18 protein-coding genes and 1 tRNA gene are annotated in these 20,491 nt (G+C 70.5%); 13 read left to right on the forward strand and 6 right to left on the reverse strand.

The genetic code is table 11. The features are described 5' to 3' along the window. Positions 1–253 precede the first annotated feature (253 nt). From F4561_RS04375 to F4561_RS04385, 3 genes are all read left to right on the forward strand, one after another. Positions 254–3,358 (forward strand): hypothetical protein, encoded by a 3,105-nt coding sequence (locus F4561_RS04375; protein ID WP_184575012.1) that lies wholly within the window; start codon positions 254–256, stop codon positions 3,356–3,358. An 885-nt stretch (positions 3,359–4,243) separates the two neighbouring features. After that, a complete protein-coding gene (locus tag F4561_RS04380) occupies positions 4,244–4,885 on the forward strand; it encodes a SanA/YdcF family protein (protein WP_184575014.1) in 642 nt (213 codons plus the stop codon). Positions 4,886–4,976: 91 nt separating this feature from the next. After that, a complete protein-coding gene (locus F4561_RS04385) occupies positions 4,977–6,452 on the forward strand; it encodes a hypothetical protein (protein ID WP_246437134.1) in 1,476 nt (491 codons plus the stop codon). A gap of 59 nt (positions 6,453–6,511) precedes the next feature. Here F4561_RS04385 and F4561_RS04390 read toward each other — a convergent pair whose 3' ends face one another. The 3 genes from F4561_RS04390 to F4561_RS04400 all read right to left on the reverse strand — a co-directional run bounded on the left by F4561_RS04390 (position 6,512) and on the right by F4561_RS04400 (position 9,713). Further along, positions 6,512–7,186, reverse strand: a complete 675-nt coding sequence (locus F4561_RS04390) for a SanA/YdcF family protein (RefSeq protein WP_312885141.1) — start codon at positions 7,184–7,186, stop codon at positions 6,512–6,514. 531 nt (positions 7,187–7,717) lie between these two features. Beyond that, complete coding sequence (locus tag F4561_RS04395; protein WP_184575016.1) at positions 7,718–8,686, reverse strand: N-acetylmuramic acid 6-phosphate etherase; 969 nt, start codon at positions 8,684–8,686, stop codon at positions 7,718–7,720. Positions 8,687–8,753: 67 nt separating this feature from the next. Beyond that, positions 8,754–9,713 carry a MurR/RpiR family transcriptional regulator gene (locus F4561_RS04400; RefSeq protein ID WP_184575018.1) on the reverse strand — a complete coding sequence of 320 codons (960 nt, stop codon included), beginning with the start codon at positions 9,711–9,713 and terminating at the stop codon, positions 8,754–8,756. 668 nt (positions 9,714–10,381) lie between these two features. Here F4561_RS04400 and F4561_RS04405 point away from each other — a divergent pair. The 3 genes from F4561_RS04405 (at position 10,382) to F4561_RS04415 (ending at position 11,859) form a co-directional block, all read left to right on the forward strand. Further along, positions 10,382–11,341 (forward strand): N-acetylglucosamine kinase, encoded by a 960-nt coding sequence (locus F4561_RS04405; RefSeq protein ID WP_184575020.1) that lies wholly within the window; start codon positions 10,382–10,384, stop codon positions 11,339–11,341. A 101-nt stretch (positions 11,342–11,442) separates the two neighbouring features. After that, positions 11,443–11,631, forward strand: a complete 189-nt coding sequence (locus F4561_RS04410) for a hypothetical protein (RefSeq protein ID WP_184575022.1) — start codon at positions 11,443–11,445, stop codon at positions 11,629–11,631. A gap of 152 nt (positions 11,632–11,783) precedes the next feature. Then, positions 11,784–11,859, forward strand: a tRNA-Lys gene (locus F4561_RS04415). A 122-nt stretch (positions 11,860–11,981) separates the two neighbouring features. Here F4561_RS04415 and F4561_RS04420 read toward each other — a convergent pair. Then, positions 11,982–12,593 carry a tyrosine-type recombinase/integrase gene (locus tag F4561_RS04420; RefSeq protein ID WP_312885142.1) on the reverse strand — a complete coding sequence of 204 codons (612 nt, stop codon included), beginning with the start codon at positions 12,591–12,593 and terminating at the stop codon, positions 11,982–11,984. Positions 12,594–12,686: 93 nt separating this feature from the next. Between F4561_RS04420 and F4561_RS31895 the strand changes: the two genes are divergently transcribed. Together F4561_RS31895 and F4561_RS04425 are read left to right on the forward strand one after the other, a co-directional pair. Further along, entirely contained in the window at positions 12,687–12,980 is a 294-nt protein-coding gene (locus F4561_RS31895) for a hypothetical protein (RefSeq protein ID WP_221445361.1), read from the forward strand. Between the two features lie 143 nt (positions 12,981–13,123). Continuing rightward, positions 13,124–13,546 carry a VOC family protein gene (locus tag F4561_RS04425; RefSeq protein ID WP_184575026.1) on the forward strand — a complete coding sequence of 141 codons (423 nt, stop codon included), beginning with the start codon at positions 13,124–13,126 and terminating at the stop codon, positions 13,544–13,546. Between the two features lie 449 nt (positions 13,547–13,995). Here the strand turns inward: F4561_RS04425 and F4561_RS04430 are convergent, their stop codons facing one another. Beyond that, on the reverse strand, positions 13,996–14,577 hold the full coding sequence (locus tag F4561_RS04430) for a hypothetical protein (protein WP_184575028.1): 582 nt from the start codon (positions 14,575–14,577) through the stop codon (positions 13,996–13,998). A gap of 369 nt (positions 14,578–14,946) precedes the next feature. Between F4561_RS04430 and F4561_RS04435 the strand changes: the two genes are divergently transcribed. Beyond that, on the forward strand, positions 14,947–15,294 hold the full coding sequence (locus tag F4561_RS04435) for a DUF6221 family protein (protein ID WP_184575030.1): 348 nt from the start codon (positions 14,947–14,949) through the stop codon (positions 15,292–15,294). A 401-nt stretch (positions 15,295–15,695) separates the two neighbouring features. Continuing rightward, positions 15,696–16,109 (forward strand): CBS domain-containing protein, encoded by a 414-nt coding sequence (locus F4561_RS04440; protein ID WP_184575032.1) that lies wholly within the window; start codon positions 15,696–15,698, stop codon positions 16,107–16,109. A gap of 965 nt (positions 16,110–17,074) precedes the next feature. On the opposite strand, the gene F4561_RS04445 is transcribed toward F4561_RS04440, so the two are convergent. After that, the gene (locus F4561_RS04445; protein WP_184575034.1) at positions 17,075–17,680 is read right to left on the reverse strand and encodes a TetR/AcrR family transcriptional regulator; all 606 of its coding nucleotides are present in this window, start codon (positions 17,678–17,680) and stop codon (positions 17,075–17,077) included. Positions 17,681–17,796: 116 nt separating this feature from the next. Here F4561_RS04445 and F4561_RS04450 point away from each other — a divergent pair, with 116 nt between their 5' ends. The 3 genes from F4561_RS04450 to F4561_RS04460 all read left to right on the forward strand — a co-directional run bounded on the left by F4561_RS04450 (position 17,797) and on the right by F4561_RS04460 (position 20,438). Beyond that, positions 17,797–18,858 (forward strand): zinc-binding dehydrogenase, encoded by a 1,062-nt coding sequence (locus tag F4561_RS04450; protein WP_184575036.1) that lies wholly within the window; start codon positions 17,797–17,799, stop codon positions 18,856–18,858. Continuing rightward, complete coding sequence (locus F4561_RS04455) at positions 18,855–19,721, forward strand: alpha/beta fold hydrolase (RefSeq protein ID WP_184575038.1); 867 nt, start codon at positions 18,855–18,857, stop codon at positions 19,719–19,721. The genes F4561_RS04450 and F4561_RS04455 overlap by 4 nt, the downstream gene beginning before the upstream one ends. A gap of 234 nt (positions 19,722–19,955) precedes the next feature. Further along, positions 19,956–20,438 carry a hypothetical protein gene (locus F4561_RS04460; RefSeq protein WP_184575040.1) on the forward strand — a complete coding sequence of 161 codons (483 nt, stop codon included), beginning with the start codon at positions 19,956–19,958 and terminating at the stop codon, positions 20,436–20,438. The last annotated feature ends 53 nt before the right edge of the window (positions 20,439–20,491 follow it).

The following is a 20,491-nucleotide window of genomic DNA, read 5'->3' on the forward strand; positions in this document are numbered from 1 at the left end:
AGCGGGCCTGACCGGGGCGGCCGGGCACCCGCGATGGGCGGCCGGCCCGCGGACGCGGCTGGAGGCGCGAGTCCGCGCTCGCCGCTTGCCAAGGCAGGCCAGTGCGCCTCCGCGAGAGCGTGTGCGGGGATTGACAACAGCAGGGAGTGAGTGCCGGATGACACCGGAGCGGCCGGACGGCGCAGCGCCGAACGGCAGGGGACGAGGGTCCTCCCGAAGGGGCCGAGTCCCAACGGTGTTGTGGGGCGGGGCGATGCTGCTCACCTCCATCTGCGTCTGGCTGCAGGCAACCCCGGATCTGTTCGGGGACGACCTGCCGCGCGTGCTCCTGCTCTGGCTGACCGCGCTCGGCGCGTTCGGCCAGGCGATCGCGGCGATCGTGTACCCCGAGCTGGCCAGGCGGTTCAACCGTCCCCAGAAGCTCATCGAGCAACCGCAGCCGGGCAACGACCTCCCTCCGCCCCTGGAACACTTCGTTGGCTACGAGGACGAACGCGCCCGGATCGACCGGCTGTTCGCGCGGTTCCCCCGGCCCGGCTGGAAGCGGCTGCTGCACGCCGCGTCGTGGCGGGACGACGACAACATGCACCCGGCGCTGGTCGTGGTGATCACCGGGCCGCCGGGCACCGGCAAGAGCCAGCTCGCCAACCGCATCGCCCGCAAGTACCTCGACCGGTTCCCCGACGGTGTCCGCCGGATCGACCTGCTGGGCGACCGGGCGGACTTCGACGAGACCCACCTCGACCTGGAGGAGGGGGAGAGCGAGGACGACACTGGCACCGGCGGCGCCGAGCAGGGCGGCCGCCGACTCTGGAACCCCATCTCATGGATCGGGGGCGGCTCCGGATCGGGCTCCGGGTCCACCGATGGCACCACCGCGGACCCGGAGCTGTCCAGCGGTCCCGCGGCACCCCTTGGGCGCCACGCCCCTCGAAACACGTACAGCCTGCTCGAAGAGGCGCTCGACGCCATCGGCGACCCGCCCAGCGGGCCGCGCCGGCACCTGGAGCAGACCTGGCGGCGGCAGACCGATGGCCGTCGGTTGCTGCTGGTGCTGGAGAACGCCGCGGACCCGGAGCAGATCCGAGCGCTGATTCCGAACAGCGCGCTGAGCGCGGTTATCGTCACCAGCCGGCGGTCGTTCGTCAGCCCGCGGTCCTTCGCCGACGCCGACTTCGGCTGGGAGACGGTGGAGCTCTTCGGCTTCAGCGAGAACGAGGTCGGGGTCGAGCTGCTGGACCAGCTCGCGCCGGTCGCCGGAACTCCCGACGAGGTCGAGGCGGAACGGGAGCTGCGCCGGCGGATCGCCGCGCTTTGCCACGGGCTGCCCATCGCTCTGGGCATGTGCGGGAAGCGGCTCGCCGCCCCCACGGGCGACGGCGCTCGCGAACTGCTCACCACCCTGCGGCGCGTCGACCAGAGCCCGCTGGTCCAGGCCCCGCTGGGTTTCCGTGCCTCCTTCACGGCCGCGTTCCAGCAGTGCACTCCGCTCGGCCGGCTGCTGCTGCGGCGCATGGCCGTAACCGGGGTGTACCAGATCGCGGACTTCTCGGCCGCTGCCCTGCTGGACCTGCCCTGCCACGAGGCTCAGGAGGTCATCGACGATCTGGAGACGCGGTTCCTGGTCGAGCAGCTCGGCAAGGCCGACGACGGCCGCATCCGGTACCAGTTGCACCAGTTGGCCGCCGACATGCTGCGCGTCCGCGATCCGGAGGACTTCGAGCTGCCCTCTGACGAGGCGCTCGCCTGGTCCATGGAGTCCAGCCTGGCCGCCCGTGAACGCCTGGTTTACGCCTACACCTGGCTGGCCGAGCAGGCCGCCGAGGCCCTGAGCCACACGGGCGACCAGTTCGGCGCGGTCCCGGCGGCCCCGCCGGAGCTCATCGAACGGCTGGGGTTGACCGCGCCCCAGTATCCGCAGGCGTGGCTGGAACGGGACCGCGAGTTCCTGCTGGGGTGCGTCTGGGTGGCGGGTGCCGATGGCCGCCCGGATCTGGGGCGCAGGCTGGCCCGAGCGTTCGCGGCCATGTGCCAGACGGTGCGCACCCACTGGGACGAATGGGGCGAGGCGGTGCGCGCGCAGCGCCAGCTGGCCGAGGTCGGGGGCGACCCGCACGCGCTCGCCATGGCGATGCTGGACGAGTCCGAGTTCGCCGGCAGCCGCGGCGACTACGACCTCGGGGTCACACTGGCCGAGGCCGCCCGGGACGCGTTCGAGGAACAGGGGGCGCACCCGCGGTGGCGGGCGCGGGCCCTGCGCGCCCTGGGCGGCAACCAGCGGCGCCGGGGCGACGTCGACGCCGCGCGCGTCGCCCTGGAGCGCGCCGAGAACATCTTCGCCGCGCACGGGGAGACCTGGTGGCAGGCCCGAACGCGGTGCAACCTCGCCGAGGTCGACACACACGTCGGAACCTACGACGATGCGCAGCACCTGCTGAAGCAGGCGCGCGACGCCTTCGACGCTGAGGGGGACAGCGACCAGGGCCAGCACACCCGGATTCTGCTCGCCGAGGTGCTGACCCGGCTGGGATGCGACCTGGAGGCGTGGAATCTGCTGCAGGAGGTACGCAAGAGTGCCCGCGCGGAGGGCAAGGACGGCTATGTCGCCCGGTGCCTGCGCGCCTTGGGAGCGCTGAACCACCGCACCCTGGAAAACCAGTACACCGACCTGGCCAAGCAGGGGGAACAGCCGAAGGACGCTGGCCCCCACGTGCCCGGGGCGGCCACGTGGCACAAGGAGCGCGTCCGCCGGCGGTCCTGGTCGTACCGGAGCAGGATGGCGATGTTCCACGAGTCGATCGAGCTGTTGGATCGCATGGGTGACCATTGGGGCATGCACTGGACCCGGTTGACGATGGGTCTCACCCAGATCAGGGATGGGTTTTTCAAGGAGGGCGACCATCAACTGAAGCTGGCTACCGAAGGGTTCGCCACGTTGACCGACAAACTGTGGCGCGCGAGGTCCCACCGGATCATCGCCGAGCGGTTGCTCACCGCCGCCATGCCGGATGCCCGCGCCGTCGAGGGCTCCATGGCGCGCAAGGCGATCGGAGTAGGGGCGCCGACTTTCCGCAAGCCGATCACGACGGCCTATGACCACGCGCAGCGCGCCATTGCCGCCTACGCCGAGATTCCCGACCGCTCCGGCCAGATCCGCGCGCAGATGCTGCTGGCTCGGATCATGCGCGCGGAGGCTAGGGCAGTGGAGGAAGTCGACGTGCCCTTGCGCACCGCCGAACGCCTGGCCTGGCGGCACGGAATGCGGCACCTCGCCGAGGAGGCGACCGAGCTGCGCCGCATGCTGTCCGGGAACGCGCAGGATCACGCCACGGTCGCCGAGTACTGGCCGATCAGTTGACCCGGAGGGCGTGCGGGAACGCCCGCTGCCCGGCGCACGGTCGCGCAGTGCGGCGGCAAGCGCCCGTCATGTCCTGGATCGGCGCTGCGGGCGGGGTGTGCGGCGTCCAGCGGGGCGGCGAGGGCGGTGGGGCCAGCCCGCGGCAATCGGTGCGGGCGCCCGATGGTGACGCCCCAACGACAGCGGCGAGGGCGGTGTGCCTCTATCAGCGGTCGTGCGGTGCCCTCGGGCCCGGTGACACCACACCGCGGATCATCGATGAGTGGGTGGGCGAGTCATGCCGGGCCGAGGGCCTGGAGCCCCATTGCGGGACCGCTCTAGAAGGTAATGGGTGGGCTGGGCTGGTGGTGATCGCTTCTGGTGGCCGGTGGTCGCGCACGCGACGGGGGTGGCGAGGTTGGTGGTGGGGGCCAGTGGGGGTGTCTGTGGTGTGGTTCTCGGTGCGGGGTCGCGCCGAGAGTGTCTGTGGGGACGGTCTCGGCGCCGAATCTGTCCGCACGGTCGGTTTCGGTGCGGCGTGAGCTCTCGCGCGCCCGCTATGTCTGGATTGTGAGCGGTCTGGGCGCTGATCTTGCGGATTGCGTTCCTTTACCGCGCGGTAAAGGAACGCAATCCGCAAGATCAGCGCGAAAATCGGACGTAGCGGACCCACGCGGACGGGCAGCGGAGGTCCCGAGTCCCGCGCCGGCGGAACCAGGAAGCACTCCCGACCGACCCGCTGTCCTCGGTGCTTTCGTTGAGGGGGTCACCGCCGGGCACCCGCACCGACACGCGCCGACCCTGGCCGTCTGGGGCCTTCGCCGCCCTCGCCGGACGTCTAACCAGCCGCCCCCATCACCGATATAGGGTTGGACGCGCAAACACGATCAGGGGCGGAGGGGACGGGTGCAACCGGGAGCCTGGGCCGCGGCCGCTGCCGGTGTGGGGGGCGTACTGGCCCTGGCACCGACCGTGTGGGTCTACCTCGCGAGCGCGGGATGCCGGTTCGGCGTCGAGTCCGTCCCGCCCCGGCCGGTCGCGATCGTCCTGGGCGCCGCTGTCTGGCCCTCCGGGCCGTCGCCGCTCCTGGCGCGCCGGCTGCGGATGGCCGCGCGGCTGTGGCATTCGGGCCGGGTGGGGGCGGTCCTTGTCTCCGGTGACGACCGCCCCGAGGCGGGCCAGGAGACCACCACCATGACCCGGTTCCTGGTGGAGCTCGGGCTGCCCGAACGGGTGATCGTGGCCGATCCGCACGGATACCGCACCTGGGACACCTGTGTGCGGGCGCGCGAGGTCTTCGGCATCGACCGGGCGATTGTCGTCACCCAGGCGTTCCACCTGCCCAGAACAGTGGCGCTGTGCCGGGCCGTGGGGGTCGACACTGTCGGCGTGGGCGATCCCAGCCTCGTCCGGCGGTCGCGGTCGACCGCCTACGGCTATGTCCGCGAGGTGGGCGCCAACGCCAAGGCGCTGCGCGATGCGGTGCTGCGGCCCGCACCCGCGCGGACCGGCCCGCCCGGCGAGCGGTCGCGCTTGGCACAGCCGTAGCGCCGCGCCGCTCGAAGTTCCGGACAGCTCCGTGAACCGGGGATAATGGGCGACCATGGATGGTATCGATGGTGACGGAGGCGGAAGCGCCATGAGCGCAGCAGGTACGCCCGCCAAGGACACGCCCGGCGGCGAGAGCCGCGAGCTGTGGAGCGACCGGCTCGACAGAGTCGACTGGGGCGTACTCGCCCCCGACCGCGGCAAGGAGATTCCCACTCTGCTCCGCGACCTGGCCGACGACGGCGCGGCGAGCGGCAACGACCCCGTCGAAAGCCTGTCCACCCTTTACGACATCATCCACTACCCGGAGCCCGGGTACCTCGCCGCTCCCACGGCGGTGGAGTTCCTCGCCGCGATCGCGTGCGATCCCGCCACGGCTCCGGCGGGCCGGTGGCGCCCCCTCAGCCTGCTGCTGGAGCTCGTCGTGCCCGACGCGGCGGCCTGGCTGCCCCACGGCCGCGACATCGCGCTCTGGCGCGACGAGGTGGCCTGGGTGAGTGCCACTCCCGTCGACGAGGTGCGCGCGCAGTACCAGACCTGGCTCGACGAGGCCTCCGACGAGCAGGAGTACCGGCGGATGGCCAGCCGCCTGGCGGTCCTCTCGCGGGACGACGGACCCGCCCTCCTGGAGGCCGCGCTGGCGACCCACGACGCCGCGCGCGAGCGGGTCGCCGACCTGGCGGGCCTACTCAAGGGCTCGGAGAACCGGCGCAGTATCGACGGCGCCGCCGAGTGGGCCTGCTACGTCCTGGCGTTCTTCCCCGACGAGGCCGAGAGTGTGCTGCCGGCGCTCACCCAGGAGTCGTCGCTGCTCATTCCCGGGGATCTGCGGAGCGGAAGCACCGGGGGCGACGATCCGCTATCCGCCGAGCTGTTCGCGCTGGGGATGCTGGCCAGGCCGGAGCACGCCGCGGTGACGGTGGCGCTGGCCCACCAGATGGCCGGCGGGCACCTGTACAACGGGTTCACCGCCGCGGTCGCCCTGGCCGTGATCCACGGGGAGCGCGTGCCGCAGGAGTGCCTGCGCCGCATCATCCGCAGCGGGCGGAGCAAGATCGGCTACAAGGGCCTGTTCGGCGACTCGTGGCCGCATTGCGGGCAACGGAGCCCGGAGCAGCTCGGTTTCCTCGCCCTGGGCCGCTGCGGTACGGCGACCCGCGGCGCGCGGGTCGACATGCTGCCGGAGGTGCTGGCGGGTGCCGAGGGCGACTCTCGTTCGATCGTCGTGGGAACCGCCCTGGAGATGGTCCTCGGCCCGCGCAACGACCCCCACCACGACCCGGACGACTACGAGTCCGCCGACTTCGACCAGGACACCCTGAAAGTACTGTGGGCCATCGCCGAGCTTCCGGAGGCCGCCTGGGAGTCGCCCGGCGTCCTCAGCGCGCTCGAAGCGTGGGGGCTGCCCACCGAGCGGGACGCCTTCCGCGCGTTCGCCGGCGTCGATGACGATGAGAGCACCGAGTCCGAGCCCGAAGCCCAGGCGCCGGGGCAGGGCACCCCGTCCGCGGACACCGGCGGCCAGGCCGGGGGCGGCGGCCTGCTGCGCCGGCTCTTCGGGGGCTGAGCCCCGCTCGCCGGCCGCCCCGGACCGGGGCTCGGCGGTTCCGCTGGCCGGCCGCGGTCTCAGTCCGCCGGAGCGGCCAGGGCGTCGTCGATCCCCGCTTCGGGCGGTCCCAGGAACGTCGGCTCCGGGGTGAGTACGGTGTCGAGCGCCGCCTTGAACGCCGCCGGGAGCTCGCGGACGTAGCCGTAGACCGTCGCGATGGTGCGCACCTCGCCACTCGCGTCGCCGACGCCCGCTGTGTCGACGCCGGCCGCCTGGCACAGCCGGACCGCGCGCGGCAGGTGGAACTCCTGCGTGACGACGATGGCGGAGTCCACTCCGAAGACCCGGTTCGCTCGGGCGCAGGAGTCCCAGGTGCTGAACCCGGCGTAGTCGCCCACCACATGGGCGGCCGGCACGCCCGCCGCGACCAGGTGGTCGTGCATGGCGTCGGGCTCGTTGTAGCCCTCGCGGCTGTTGTCGCCGCTCACCAGCACCGCCTGGACCGTGCCGCGGTCGTACAGCTCGGCCGCGATGTCCAGGCGCCGGGACAACAGGGTCGCCGGGCTGCCGTCCTCGGCGAGCCCGGCCCCGAGCACGATGGCCACGGGGCGCTCCGGCGCGTCGCCAACGGAGGAGCGGTGCTCGCTCGTGGTGAACGTCAACCAGGCGAACGGCACGGGTAACACCAGCAGCGCGCCAAGTGCCGTAGCCAGGAACCACACCCGCCGCCTGCTCCATCTCACTGTTGTCACATCCTGAAGGACGCGCAGTGCGGTGCCGGTGTTCCCAGTGGCCGAACACGCGGGGGAATCTGCCGGGTCCGGACAGGTCGGGGGCCGCCGGGGTTCTGGAGGGTCCGCAGGTGGGGCGGCTCTGTGGGCGAGGAACGAGCCCTCGTTGCTGGCACACCGGAGGTGCCCGAAGGTTCCCGGCTTCCGGGGCACCCGACCAGGCGTGCGGCAGTGAGCCCAAAAAGCAGGTCGGGGGCCGCCGGGGTTCTGGAGGGTCCGCAGGTGGGGCGGCTCTGTGGGCGAGGAACGAGCCCTCGTTGCTGGCACACCGGAGGTGCCCGAAGGTTCCCGGCTTCCGGGGCACCCGACCAGGCGTGCGGCAGTGAGCCCAAAAAGCAGGTCGGGGGCCGCCGGGGTTCTGGAGGGTCCGCAGGTGGGGCGGCTCTGTGGGCGAGGAACGAGCCCTCGTTGCTGGCACACCGGAGGTGCCCGAAGGTTCCCGGCCTCCAGGCACCCGACCCGGCGAGCGCCAGCGAGCCCAAAAAACACTGCCTAAGAAGGCTCGGCGGTCCCGAGTCGGCGCAGCGCACCACGGACGTGCCCGCCGGATGCGGCGAGCTCCTGCCCGGCCCGCGCGCTGTCTACGTCGCCCAGCAGTGAGACCAGCGCCACACGGGTGTCGCCGTCGGCATCCGCGAGAGCATCGGCGCAGACGTCCTCCGAACAGCCGGTGGCTTCCATAAGGATGGTGACCATGCGGCCGCGCAGCTTCGCGTTCGTGGCGTTCATCCCGACCATGAGGTTGGAGTAGGTGTAGCCCAGCCGCACCATGACCGCGGTGGAGAACGCGTTGATGGCGAGCTTCTGCGCGGTTCCCGCCTTCATGCGGGTGGATCCGGCGATGACTTCGGCCCCCGTGTCCATGCCCACGTGCACGTCTGCCTCGCCCGCGAGTGGCGCGGCGGGGTTGGCGCTGATCAGAACGGTGCGGGCACCCACCTCGTGAGCGCGGCGCAGGGCACCGGCGACGTAGGGGGTGCGGCCGCTGGCGGCGAGGCAGACAGCCAGGTCAGCGGAGGTGAGCTCGGCGGCGTCCGTCCGGCCGAGGTCGAGGTCGTCTTCGATTCCTTCGACCGCGTGCCCCAGCGCCGTCTCGCCCCCCGCGTGGTGCGAGACCACGCGGCCCGGCACGATTCCGAACGTGGGCGGGAGCTCGGCGGCGTCCATCGTGCTGATCCGGCCGGATGTCCCCGCCCCGAAGTAGTGGATGCGGCCGCCGTCCCGCAGCGTGTCGACTCCCAGGTCGACCGCGTGTGCCAGGTCCGGCAGCACTTTGGCGACGGCGCTGGGCGCTGTCGCGTCCTCGGCGTTGATCTCGCGCAGCACGTCGATGGTCGGCAGGACGTCGATGTCGTAGGTGCCGGAGTTGCGCCCCTCGGTGGGCGACCGGACGATCTCCACCGAGGCGCCCGATGCGCCGTTGGCATTGCGATCTGCGGTGGTCTCCCGATCCGGCTGCATGCCGTTCCTTCCTGCCGTTTGTCGGCGCTCTTGGTGCCCTGTCAGGTGGTCAACACGGGTGGGTCCGCTACTCGTCCCGGTCGCGTGTGCGGCGCCCCTGATCGTCGGCACGCAGCCCGCGCACGGCGTCGTAGGTGGATTCCAGTGCCGCGCGGCTGTCCGCGTACCGGGACTGCGCGACACCGACGAACAGGCAGTCGATGACTGTGAGTTGGGCGAGGCGGCTGGCTGTTGCTCCCGAGCGGAAGGTGGTCTCGCGGGCCGCGGTGGTCAGGACGCGGTCCGCAGCGGTTCCGAGGGGGGAGCGCGGGAAGTTGGTGATGGCGACCGTGGTCGCCTGCCGCTGCCGCGCTTTGGCCAGGGTGTCGACGACGTCGGGGGTGCCTCCGCTGTGGCTGATGGCGATCGCGACGTCCTCGGTCGTGAGCAGGGCGGCGCTGGTCATCATGATGTGGGCGTCCGACCAGCTGAAGGAGGTGAGCCCGATCCGGTGCAGCTTCTGCTGGAGGTCCGCGGCGACGAAGGCGCTCGCGCCGACGCCGTAGATGTCGATGCGGCGTGCCCCCGAAACCGCCTCGATCACCGTCCGCAGCTCCTCGACGTCGAGTTGCGCGCCGGTCTCCTCGACCGCGCGGGCGTCGGTGAACGCGATCTTCTCGACCACTGTGACCAGTGTGTCGTCGGGGTTGATGTCGCTGGTGACCTCGCGTGCCCCGACACGCGAGCCCCGGGCCTGCCCGGCCTCGGTGGCCAGGGTGAGCCGCAGCTCGCGGTACCCGGAGAAGTCGATCGTGCGGCAGAACCGGATGACCGTCGCCTCGGAGGTGTTGCAGTCCTTGGCGAGCTGGGTGATGGAAGAGGCCGCCACTCGTTCCGGGTCGTCGATGATGCGCTGGGCGACGCGCTGCTCGGCCGGAGCGAGGGAGGGCAGCAGCGAGCGGACGCGCAGCACGGTGGTGGGCGCGGACGCATCGTCGTGGGCGTTCGACGAGGGCGGTTCGTCGGATGGTTGCGCCGTTCTCGCCATGTTGGAAAGTTTCCTTCGGTGTCGTGAGCGAGTCAATGACTGGACGGTGGTCCAATCGAATACCTGCTATGACACCAGTGTGCCCCGAGATCCGCTCCTATCCCGCGTGAGGTTAGACCAGCGCTGCTGAGGCTGTCGAGGGCAGTGCGCGGCGTTGGACCCAAGCCCGTGCCTGGCGGGGCGCCCCCGCGGGCCCGCAGAGGTGGATCTGAGTGGGCGCCTCGCAGGGATGCCGGGGCCGAGGGGGCATGGGCAGTGCCCCTCGTCCGGTGAGGGCTCGCAGCACGGGCACCACCGGACGAGGGGCGGGGACGCCTGGCGGGAAGCCGTCCCCCGTACGGATCCCGCCAGGCACGGATGCTCTGGGAACAGAACATCCTCGTCCTCACGGGCTGGCCGTCCTCCAGCCCGGGAGGAGATTGGGCCGCCGTGAGCCAGACCGTGCCATGACGCATTCACGGCCGCGGGGAAGTTCCGGCCGGAATCGCCTACGCGACCTATGGTGTCGGGCCGGGCTTTCAGCGCACTGGCGTTTCACTTTCACCGGAAGCGCAGGTCACGAACGGATCACCAATCCGGCCGCGCGTCCCGTTCGACCGGGGAACATTCGCGGTGCCGTCCCACCTGCCCCGGCGACGGCCCGCGGGAAGGAGATCTAGGCTGCTGGCATGGCCGAACACGCGATTGTCGGAGTCGACGCCGGAGGAACCTCGACGCGCTGCGTTGTCGCCGCGCTCGACGGGACAGTGCTCGGGTGCGGGCGTGCCGGTGGTGCCAACCAGTACTCCAGTCCCGACCCGGCCGCCTCGTTACGCGCCGCGCTTGACGAGGCATTGACCGCGGCGGGCGGGGTCCGGGTCGTGGGCTCCGTGTTCGGCATGGCGGGGGCGTCGGAGGCCGGGCACGCACGGGCCACCGAAACAGCGACGCGGGCGTGGAACGCGCTGGAGATGCCCGGCGAACCCTACGTCACCGACGACATCTGCGCGGCGTTCGCCGCCGGCAGCGTTGCGGACCAGGGAACCGTACTCATAGCGGGGACCGGGGCCGTCGCCGCGTACGTGCGCGACGGCGCGGTCGCGTGGCGCTGCGACGGCGACGGTTGGCTGCTGGGCGACGAGGGCTCGGCGGTGTGGATCGCGCTGCGCGGGCTGCGCGCCGTGCTCGCCGCCCTCGACGGCCGCGGTCGGCCGACAGCACTACGCGAGCGGCTGGCCGCCGCACTGGAGGTTCCACCGGGCGAACGGGAACGCATCATCGAGGCCGTCTACCCCCGCCATCCCGCCGAACTCGGCCTGCTCGCCCCGGAGGTGACGGCGGTGGCCGGCGAAGGGGACGCCGTAGCGCGGGAGATCGTCGCCGGCGCCGCCGACGCGCTGCTGGCCAGCCTGACAGTGGCGGCCGGGGAGCGGTTCGGCGCCGACCCCGTCGTGCTCGCGGGGTCGCTGCTGTCGGAGGGGCCGGTGGCCGATGCGGTACGGGCGGGGATACGTGCCCGGCACGGTGCGGTCCCGCTGAGAGCGAGCGAGGGCGCGCTGGGGGCGGCCGCTCTCGCGCTGCGCTGGGCCGGATCCTCCCTGGCCGCGCGTTCCACCCTGCTACGTGCCGGGCTTCCGCCCGCGACGTGACGGCAGGGCGAACGGGAGACTTGTGTGACCGGGTGAGTACGGAACGGATTCGTGGGTTCGGAGGGTCCACGCGGGCGTGTTGAGTCGCTAGTGTCTAGTTCATGTCACAGCACAATGAGGAGCAGAACGACCCTGCCAGCTCGACCATGATGTTCCGGAAGTTCGTCGACACCAACGACGAGCCCCCCGCGGCCCCGCCCAAGCCGCCGATCACCCCGTACATCCTCGCCGCCGTCGGTGTTGTCGTGGCGATCGGCATCGTGGTCGTCGTGGTCATGACATGGTCCTGAATCCGGAGCCTGCCGCGTAGCCCCCACTCCCGAACTCGGGAGTGGGGGTATGCCGGGCAGAAACCCGTTCGCGAGCACTCCCAGGTGCTGATAAAGTTAACGCCGTCGGAAAGGCAGGGCAGCAAAGCCCCCACCGGCGGAGTTTTGGGTAAGCGCCATTAGCTCAAGCGGCAGAGCAACTGACTCTTAATCAGTGGGTTCGGGGTTCGAGTCCCTGATGGCGCACCAGACAGCCAGCGAGACCCCAGGTCACGCCGGGTTGTCCGGAAGGCAGTGAGGCGGCCGTCCCACCCGCGTTGCACATTCCTTGCACACGCCCCGGGGCGGCCGTTCTGTTTGTCCGGCATCCTTCACCCTGCCAGGGCTTGGGCCCGTCCGGCGTCGATAGCGTCGGCGACCTCGTTGAGGCGGTCCGGGAACAGGTGGCCGTAGGTGTCGAGGGTCATGGTCGCGGTCGCGTGGCCGAGCATCTGCTGTACGACCTTCACGTCAGCTCCGGCCGCGATCGCCAGCGAGGCGGCTGTGTGGCGCAGCTTATGCGGGGTGAGCCCGGTGCCTTCGAGGCCCGCGTTGGCCCGTGCCGTGTTGAACTCGCGGTTGCGCCAGTTGCGGAGCCGCAGCGGTGTGCCCTGTTGGGTGGTGAACACGTAGGCGTCGCTGTCTCGGCCGTCGACGAGCGGCTTCAGTTCGGCGACGAGGGAGGCGGGGATGGGGATGGTCCGCCGCTCGCCGGTTTTGGGGAGCTGTTCCAGGATTTCGCCGTTGACCTCGGACAGGGCGACCGAGACGCGGATGCGGCGGGTGTCGAGGTCGACCCGTCCGACTCGGAGGCCGGCCGCTTCGCCCCAGCGCAGGCCCGTGTAGGCGAGCAGCAGGATCAGGGCGCGGTTGCATTTTGCCGCTGCCGTTGGGTGGCCGCGTTTCGTGTGCAGTTGCGCGGCGGCGTTGGCCAGCGCTTCCACGTGGGCAGAGGTGAACTCGCCGTGTGCTCGCCATGGAGGCCTGAGGGCCGACGTGTGTGCGGTCGGTCGCCACGCCGCCGGAAAACACCCCGGGTGCCGTATCGCCCCCACGCCACGAAGGACGGCGCCATGGTGGCCGCCATCAACGACGACGCGAGCCCGCTGCGGCGCAAGGGCGACGACAATCGGCTCCGCAAGACCATGGACCAGGTCTACGGCCCCACATTCAACCCCCAGGTCATCCAGGCCCCGCACCCACGTCAACGCATCGTGTTGACCCAGAACCAGCGAGCCCAGCCACGAACCAGCCCACCGGCCCACGCGTTAACGCCCCGTTCCCAAACAGGCCCCACCACCCAGAACCACTCCCAAACCCCACCCGACTAACTTGAGCGATTCGGGTCCGTCCCTCGCTCGCGTAGGACCCGGATTCTCAAGATCGGTTCTAACCGGTACTCGCGATGAGTTCCGCCGTCGCCAGCGGTCGATACGACTGACCATGTCGTGTACCCGAACCGAACGGAGTGGTCATGCCCACCAAGGCTCGTGGCCTCCACATCAGCCTGCCGATCGCCCACCGTATGAGCTCGATGCTGTTCTACCGCGACGCCTTCGGCTTCGAGCTCGTCGGCGAACCCACCGAGGATGGCGTGCCTGAACCTCTGATGTTCCGCATCGACCAGCGCACGTTGCTAGCTCTCATCCCCGCCGACGGTCTCGGTTGGGTCCTTGGTGACACTCGTGAGCTCGCTCCCGCCGGGACCAGCGAGTGCCTCATGGGCCTGGAAGTGGCCACCAAACAGGAGGTCACCGACCTGGTTGAGCGGATCCGCAGCTCCGGAGGAAAGGTACTCGCCGGACCAGAGCACAAGCCCTGGGGATACACCGCCTTGTGTGCCGACCCGGACGGACATGTCTGGGAGATCGACGTCGAATCCCCGCCGGAACACTAGGTGTGAGTTCGGGGAGGTTGGTAACGGGGCTGGTGGGGAGGGGGAGAGGTGCGGCGATGGCGAGCGCGGTTGGCGTGCCCGGCAGGAGGGTTGATAGCGCGCGGTCGAACCCGCCCCCTCGGCCCTGTCGTCACCGCGCCGAGGCTCAGCAGCGCGACTGGCACCTTCTGCCGCTGGGCTCCGGCCATGGCTCGCATGCTGCCCTCGAGGCAAGCACCGGACCTGGCGGTCGGCCACCGGTACGTGGTGAAAGAACGAAACCCAGAGATCGCGAAACCCATGCGACCTGCGAAAAACTCTCCGGGTGCCCTGCGCTCTCTTGATCAGTGGTTCGGGGTTCGAGTCCCTGATGGCGCACCACAGGTGTTTTCCGGGACCTCTCCGTGGGGCCTTTGCGCGCCGGAGAGCGCACGAGCGGGTCGTGGCCGGGCGCGCCGCTCGGTTGCCGGTCAGTTGTCGGAGTCGTCCTCGCCGGACACCGCGACCAGTGTGGCGCCGATCTCGTTGGCTTCCTCGCTGGTGGTGTCGATGATCCACATCGAGAGTTTCTTGCCGGGGTCGATGGCGTACACCTCGAAGAGGACGTGCTCCCGGCCGTCCGGGTCGGTCGCGTCGTAGCGGAACGCCGCGTCCGCGTGGGGGACGTCGAGGTGGGCGGTGTCCGTAAGGGTGAGGTCGCGGTCGAGGTAGCGGGGCTGCGTGGACCACAGTTCGGGAACGTCGTCGTTGGGCGCCTCGGGCGCACTGAGCGCCGTGGTGGTCGCCATCCATGCCTGCACGGTTCCCTGGGGGTCCTCCCAGACGGAGCCAGTGCCGCCGGCCCCCACCGAGCGGCTCTCCCAGTCCTCGGGCATCGCGTACCCGAAGTACTGCGACCCCTCGGACGACATTCCGGGTGGGGGAGGGGACTCCAGCTCGACGGGCTCGGGAGCCGGAGAAGGGTCTGACTGCCGCACAGGGAGGCACCCGGCGATGGCGGCGGCCACGCAGAGCGCCACCACCGCCGAGCGCAGTGTCGGGCGGAGAACCATAGCCGGCATCCTAGATGAACCGGGTACCCGCGGGCAGCGCCGGACGGCTGGGCGCTGCGGTTGTGCAGCGCCCAGCCGTAGTCAGCAATCCGGAGAACGGGGAAACGTCAGTTCACTCGCGCCATGGCAGGCGCACGGTAGGGCTCAGGAGCTGCCGGCCGCGCCACGCCACCCCCACTAGGCAACCTGCGCGTCTTGGCGAACTGCTTGGACCGCTTCAAGCCGTCTCTGGCCCACCACGGATATCGGGAGCGGCCTGGGCGGCTAACGTGGTCCGATGATGGACACCGCCACCAAGGAGCACGGAGACCATGTGGTCCTGTGCCGCTGGGTGGCGACGGTAGTGGGACTCGGAGGCGGACTGACGCGATGGATGAGCTGACCGCGTGGCTGCGCCACCAGTGGGACACCGACGAGCAATGGGCACAGGCGACCCTGGAAGAATCAGTAACGCAAGGTAGCCAGGCCGACTCTGGCGCGAGCGCGAAGACCGCTCGTGAAGCCGAGGAAACCCTGGCCCGTATCGAGGCCGAACGGCGCATCCTTCAGGAGTACGAGACCGCGCTCGCGCAGCACACCCGCGACGCTGGCACTGGGGGCCAAGAGTCCGAGACAGGGCGAGCACGGATAGTGACGCTGGAGTGTATTCTTCGTTATCTCGCCACCGGATACCGAAACCGCGACGGATACCGCGAAGCGTGGGGCGTTGGTGACTGAGGCGTAGCGTGGCGGTGGGGCGGCTATGCGCGGTCGTGCCCGGTCACCTGGTACCCCCACCGATGGCACGCCACCAGCGAGCTGCGTGCCGCGGGAACCGATCACTCGCCCGATCAGCGGTGTAGGTGTGGCCCAGGGCAGGCCCTGCCTGGCAGTCTCAAGTGCGCCATAGCGGACTAATAGGTACTCACTAGGCATGAAGGGCGAGACAGGGGCACCCCCAACCGGTGGCCATGGGCCTGACCGGCCTACCCACCGGCACCGGCGACAGCCCAACCACACCCGCCAACGAGCCCCGTCTCCGCGCCCCCCGGTTCTGAAATACCGTCTCGCGTTCTCATACTCAGGGTGGCTGTGGGTAGCGGATGCGCGAACGGAAACGACTGGTGGGAGATGATGTTATGCCGTCCGTGCGTGAGTTCATGACGCCCGACCCCGTGTGCATCGGCACCGAGGAAACCTTGCAGAAGGCCGCGGAGACGATGCGGAGCAACGGTGTCGGTGCGCTCCCGATCTGCGGTAAGGACGGGAAGCTGAAGGGTATGCTCACCGACCGTGACATAGTGGTGCGCGGTGTGGGCGACGGCAAGCCCCTCGACACAGTCACCGGCCAGCTGACCCAGGCCGAAGCGGTAACCATCGGCGCTGACGACCCGGTCGAAGATCTCCTCAGCACCATGGTCCAGCACGGGGTGAAGCGGCTCCCGGTGATCGATGGTGAACGCCTGGTGGGAATTGTCGCGATGGCTGATGCCGCACGGGCCCTGCCCAACCCGACCGCCGGTGAACTCGTCGACGCCCTCGGCGTGGAGTGACGATCGGGCCGCCGTGGTGCTGAGGCCGAACGCAGGCAAGGGACCTTCGCGGCCCGGGTAAGCGGTGGGGGCACGCGGTCCCGCGGTCGTTGGGGGCGCTGTGACCGGGCGTCCGCAGCTACCGTGCCGGCGACCGCGTCCCCCGGCGTCCGCGTAGCGGACCTGTTCGCGCAGCCACCGGACGGAAACTTGATCGGGTTGCGCTCGTTTGTACTTCCAAACCGGGTTCCGCAGGGCCTCAGAACCGGTTCCCGGTCGCGTGCGACCTGGTTGGCCGAACGCCGCGTCCCGAAGACGTGTGTGACTGCTTCCTCGCGGAATTCCGGGGAGTAGTTGATTACCCTGGCCAGTATCCCCTCGTTTCCTGGCAAGCTCGTCTTACTGAGTAGATGTCCGGGAACCTCGGGGCGCCTCACGCCGCGAATATCGCACGGTTCCTGATAGCCCTGGGGTGCGCCTGGAAGTACAACGTAGCCAGGCCCCCGGTCTCTGCCAGCTATACCGCACTGCGATTCGACGCGTTGCGGGAACGGCGCACAGCCGGCGTTAATTGATGTTGGTTCAGCTCAGTACGGCCATTATTGGTATCGTATTCCTCATTATCGGAATCATCCTCGTTATCGCCGGTGTCTTCGCTCTGCTGGTCGGCGAATGCTTTGGGGAATCGTACTGATCGTTGCCGGGATGGCCCTGACGCCCGGAGTGTTCCCCGGGCTATGACGCGCAGCGCGGCCCAGACGAATTGCGGCTCCTCGTCCGTGAGGGGGGAGCGCTGATCTCTCGCGCCCGGTGCGTGTTTACCGCGGCCCGGTTGAGAGCGCGCCGTTCCTGAACGGGCGGATTGCGCTGCCGCGAGTCGTCCGGAACCGCGTGAAACGCTTCAATCCCACCCGGGATGGCCTTCGTGTCTTTTGGAGCGTGTGCTGTATTGGACCCGCGTATGCCCGAATAAGCACAGGTGCGGTCTATCCGGGATCGGCGCGCGAGGAAGCGATGAGCGCGGCGGCGGTGTCCTTGGCCAGCTGGATCGCGTTGTCGGGAATGCCCGTACCGTCCGCCACGAACGCGGCCTCCTGGAGTAGGAAGAGCTGCCGGCCCAGCGTCTCGGGCCCGGGGTGGCCCGCTTGTGCGACGAGGCCGGTCAGGTACTCGATCATCCACCGCTTCTGGTCGTGGATGGCGGTGCGGGCGGGGCCGGAGTCCTCCGGTAACTCGGCGAGTGCGTTGATGAACGCGCAGCCGCGCGCGTTCTTCGTCTGCTGCCAGTAGGCGATCCCGTCGAAGACCGCCAGTAGTTTGTCCGCTGGCGTGTCGGCGTTCCGGTCGACGAAGTCGACCAGCCACGCGCGCCAGTTCCCGTCGCGGCGGCGCAGATACGTGGCGATCAGTTCGTCCTTGGACCCGAAGCAGTCGTAGAGCGTCTTCTTCGTCACTCCCGCGGCCTGCGCGATGCTCTCCACTCCGACCGCGTGTAGGCCCTCGCGGTAGAACAGCTCCGAGGCGGCGTCCAGCACGCGCCGGCCCGCGGGGGTCAGCCGCGGCTGGTAGGTGGACTCCGCGCTCTGGTTCATATACACCCCTTGGTCATCCGGTAAGCAGAAGTATACCAACCGGTCAGTTGACTTCTGGCGCCCTCTTGAGTAACTATACCGGTGGGTATAAATATTCCTTGTCGGGAAGGACTGCCATGCGTGCCTATGTACTCACCGGATTCGGCGGTCCAGAGAAGCTGGAGTACCGCAGCGAAGTGCCCGACCCCGTACCCGGCCCGGGCGAGGTGCGAATCAGCGTCGCCGCGGCGGCGCTGAACAACACCGACATCTGGACCCGGGAGGGTGCCTACGGGGCCGAGACCGACGGGCAGGCGCAGACGGGCTGGCGCAGGGAGCCGCTGAAGTTCCCGCGCATCCAGGGTGCCGACGTCGTCGGGCGGGTCGACCGGGTCGGCCCGGGGGTCGCGGAATCCCGGGTCGGGCAGCGCGTGATCGTGGACCCCATGCTGTACTCGGGCGGCGAGCGCGAGCTGGTGACCACCGACTATCTCGGCAGCGAGCGCGACGGCGGGTTCGCCGAGCTGGCCACCGTTCCAGAGGGCAACGCCCACCCCATCGACTCGCCGCTGGCGGACGCGGAGCTGGCGACGTTCCCCACGGCCTACACGACCGCCCAGCGCATGCTGAACCGGGCCGCGGTGAGCGCTGGCGAGACGTTGCTGGTTACGGGTGCCTCGGGCGGTGTCGGGTCGGCACTGGTCCAGCTCGGCGCGGCGCGTGGTGCCCGCGTCGTCGCGGTGGCCGGGACTGGCAAGGAGGAGCGGGCGCGCACGCTCGGCGCGGTGGCGACCGTGTCCCGCGATTCCCGGGACCTGGCGGGCGATGCGGCGCGGGCCGCCGGCCCGGTCGACGTGGTCGCCGACGTGGTCGGCGGGCCGTTGTTCGCCGCCCTGCTCGCCGCGCTCGGGCCGCTGGGGCGCTACGTGGTGGCGGGCGCCATGGCCGGCCCGACCGTCGAGACGGACCTGCGTACGGTCTACCTCAAGCAGATCCAGCTCATCGGCTCCTCGTTCGGCACCCACCAGGACTTCGCCGACGTCGTCCAGGCGGTGGGCTCCGGTTCCGTCGAGCCGCTACTGGCCGGCACCTACCCGTTGCGGGACCTTCCCCGGGCCCAGGCCGACTTCGTGCGCAAGGACTTCTTCGGCAAGCTCGTGGTGCTTCCGGGCACCGGTAAGGAGAGTGATCCGCGATGACACAGGCACAGTCCCCGCTCGACCGCGACATCGTTGTTGACGGTGTGCGGCTGGCCTACTGCGACCGCGGCGCGGGCGAGCCGGTGGTGCTGCTGCACGGCACCCCCTCGCACTCGGTGATCTGGCGCGACGTGCTGCCGCGGGTCGCGGCGGCCGGACACCGGGTGATCGCCTACGACCTGCTCGGTTACGGCCGCTCCGAACGGCCGGTGGACCGGGACACCTCCGTGACGGCCCAGGCGGAACTCCTGGAGCGGCTGCTGGCGGCCCTGGGGGTCGGCGGCGTCACCCTGGTCGGCCACGACCTGGGCGGGGCGATCGGGCAGATCCTGGCCACCCGCACCCCGGATCGGGTGCGGCGGATGATGCTCGTCGACACGGTCAGTTTCGACTCCTGGCCATCCGCCACCTGGCGACAGATCATCGCCGACCACCTGGGCAACCCCGCCGGCATGACCGCCGACGACTTCGAGGCGCTGCTCGCGGGCCAGCTCGCGATGACCGTCACCGGCGAGGGGGACATGAGCGGAGCGGTGCTCGACGCCTATCTGGCACCACACCGCTCGGCCGTCGGGCGCGTGTCGTTCTTCGAGCACCAGGTGCGGCACTACGACTCCACGCACACCCAGCGGATCGTGCCGCACCTCGGCCAACTGACCATGCCCGTGCGCATTGTGTGGGGCGGCGCGGACTCCTGGCAGCCCGCGTCGTACGCCGAGCGGCTGCACCGCGCCATTCCCGGCAGCACCGCCCCGGTCATCGTGCCCGGCGCCGGCCACTTCCTGCCCGAGGACGCGCCGGACACCGTCGCCGAGCAGATCCTGCGGATGCTCGACGCCCCGGCCGGTCCGGCCCCGTCCTGACCCGGTAGCGGCCACTGGAGGCCGCGAGCGGGCGGAAAACCGCTTGGTGCCGGAACGCGCGCGGGCTAATCTCGGCGCCGGACCGACCGGCGACGGCGCCACCCGCCGGCGGCGGACGTGCTGGGACCGTGCCGACGTTGTCGGCCGCTGTGCCAGCGGCCGGCCGCGGGACCCACGTTCGGCGCGGACCGGTCAGCCCGTCCAGACAGCCCAACGGGGCACGGAGGCCCACCCATGCGTGACGACCGCCGCGAACGCCCACCCGCGCTGCCGCGCAGGGTCACGGGCATCTTCGTGCACCACCTCAAGCAGACGGCCGGTTTTGCCTCGTTCGCCGTGGTGTGGGCCGATGCCGATCCGCTCGCCGATGATGCGGCCGACGCCCTCGAACTGGTCGACGGCCAGCCGCCGGCCGGTGGGCCAGGCGACCGCGGCCCCCTTCCCGCCGAGTTCGTCGCCGCGTTCGGTGCGGGTGTCCGCGAGGCGTTGGAGTTCCACGGCGGCGGCCGGCCGGTCTACGCGGCCCGTATCGTGCTGCGGGACAGCGTCTGGAGCGAGGCCCACGCCGCGGAGAGCGGCTTCCACCAGGCGGGAGGGATCGCAGGGAGGGAGCTCCTCCAATGCGTTGCCGACGGCCGCGAGCCGCGCCCTGTGGGGCACAGCAGCCGGAGGTTCACCGAGGTCCCGCCGATGCCGCGGGCGCGGCCCGCGTCCTGACGGCGAACCCGAGCACGGGTCATGGCCAGAACACGGGAATGGACGCCGGCCGG

Origin of the sequence: Lipingzhangella halophila (assembly GCF_014203805.1) — a bacterium.
Classification (GTDB): Bacteria; Actinomycetota; Actinomycetes; order Streptosporangiales; family Streptosporangiaceae; genus Lipingzhangella; species Lipingzhangella halophila.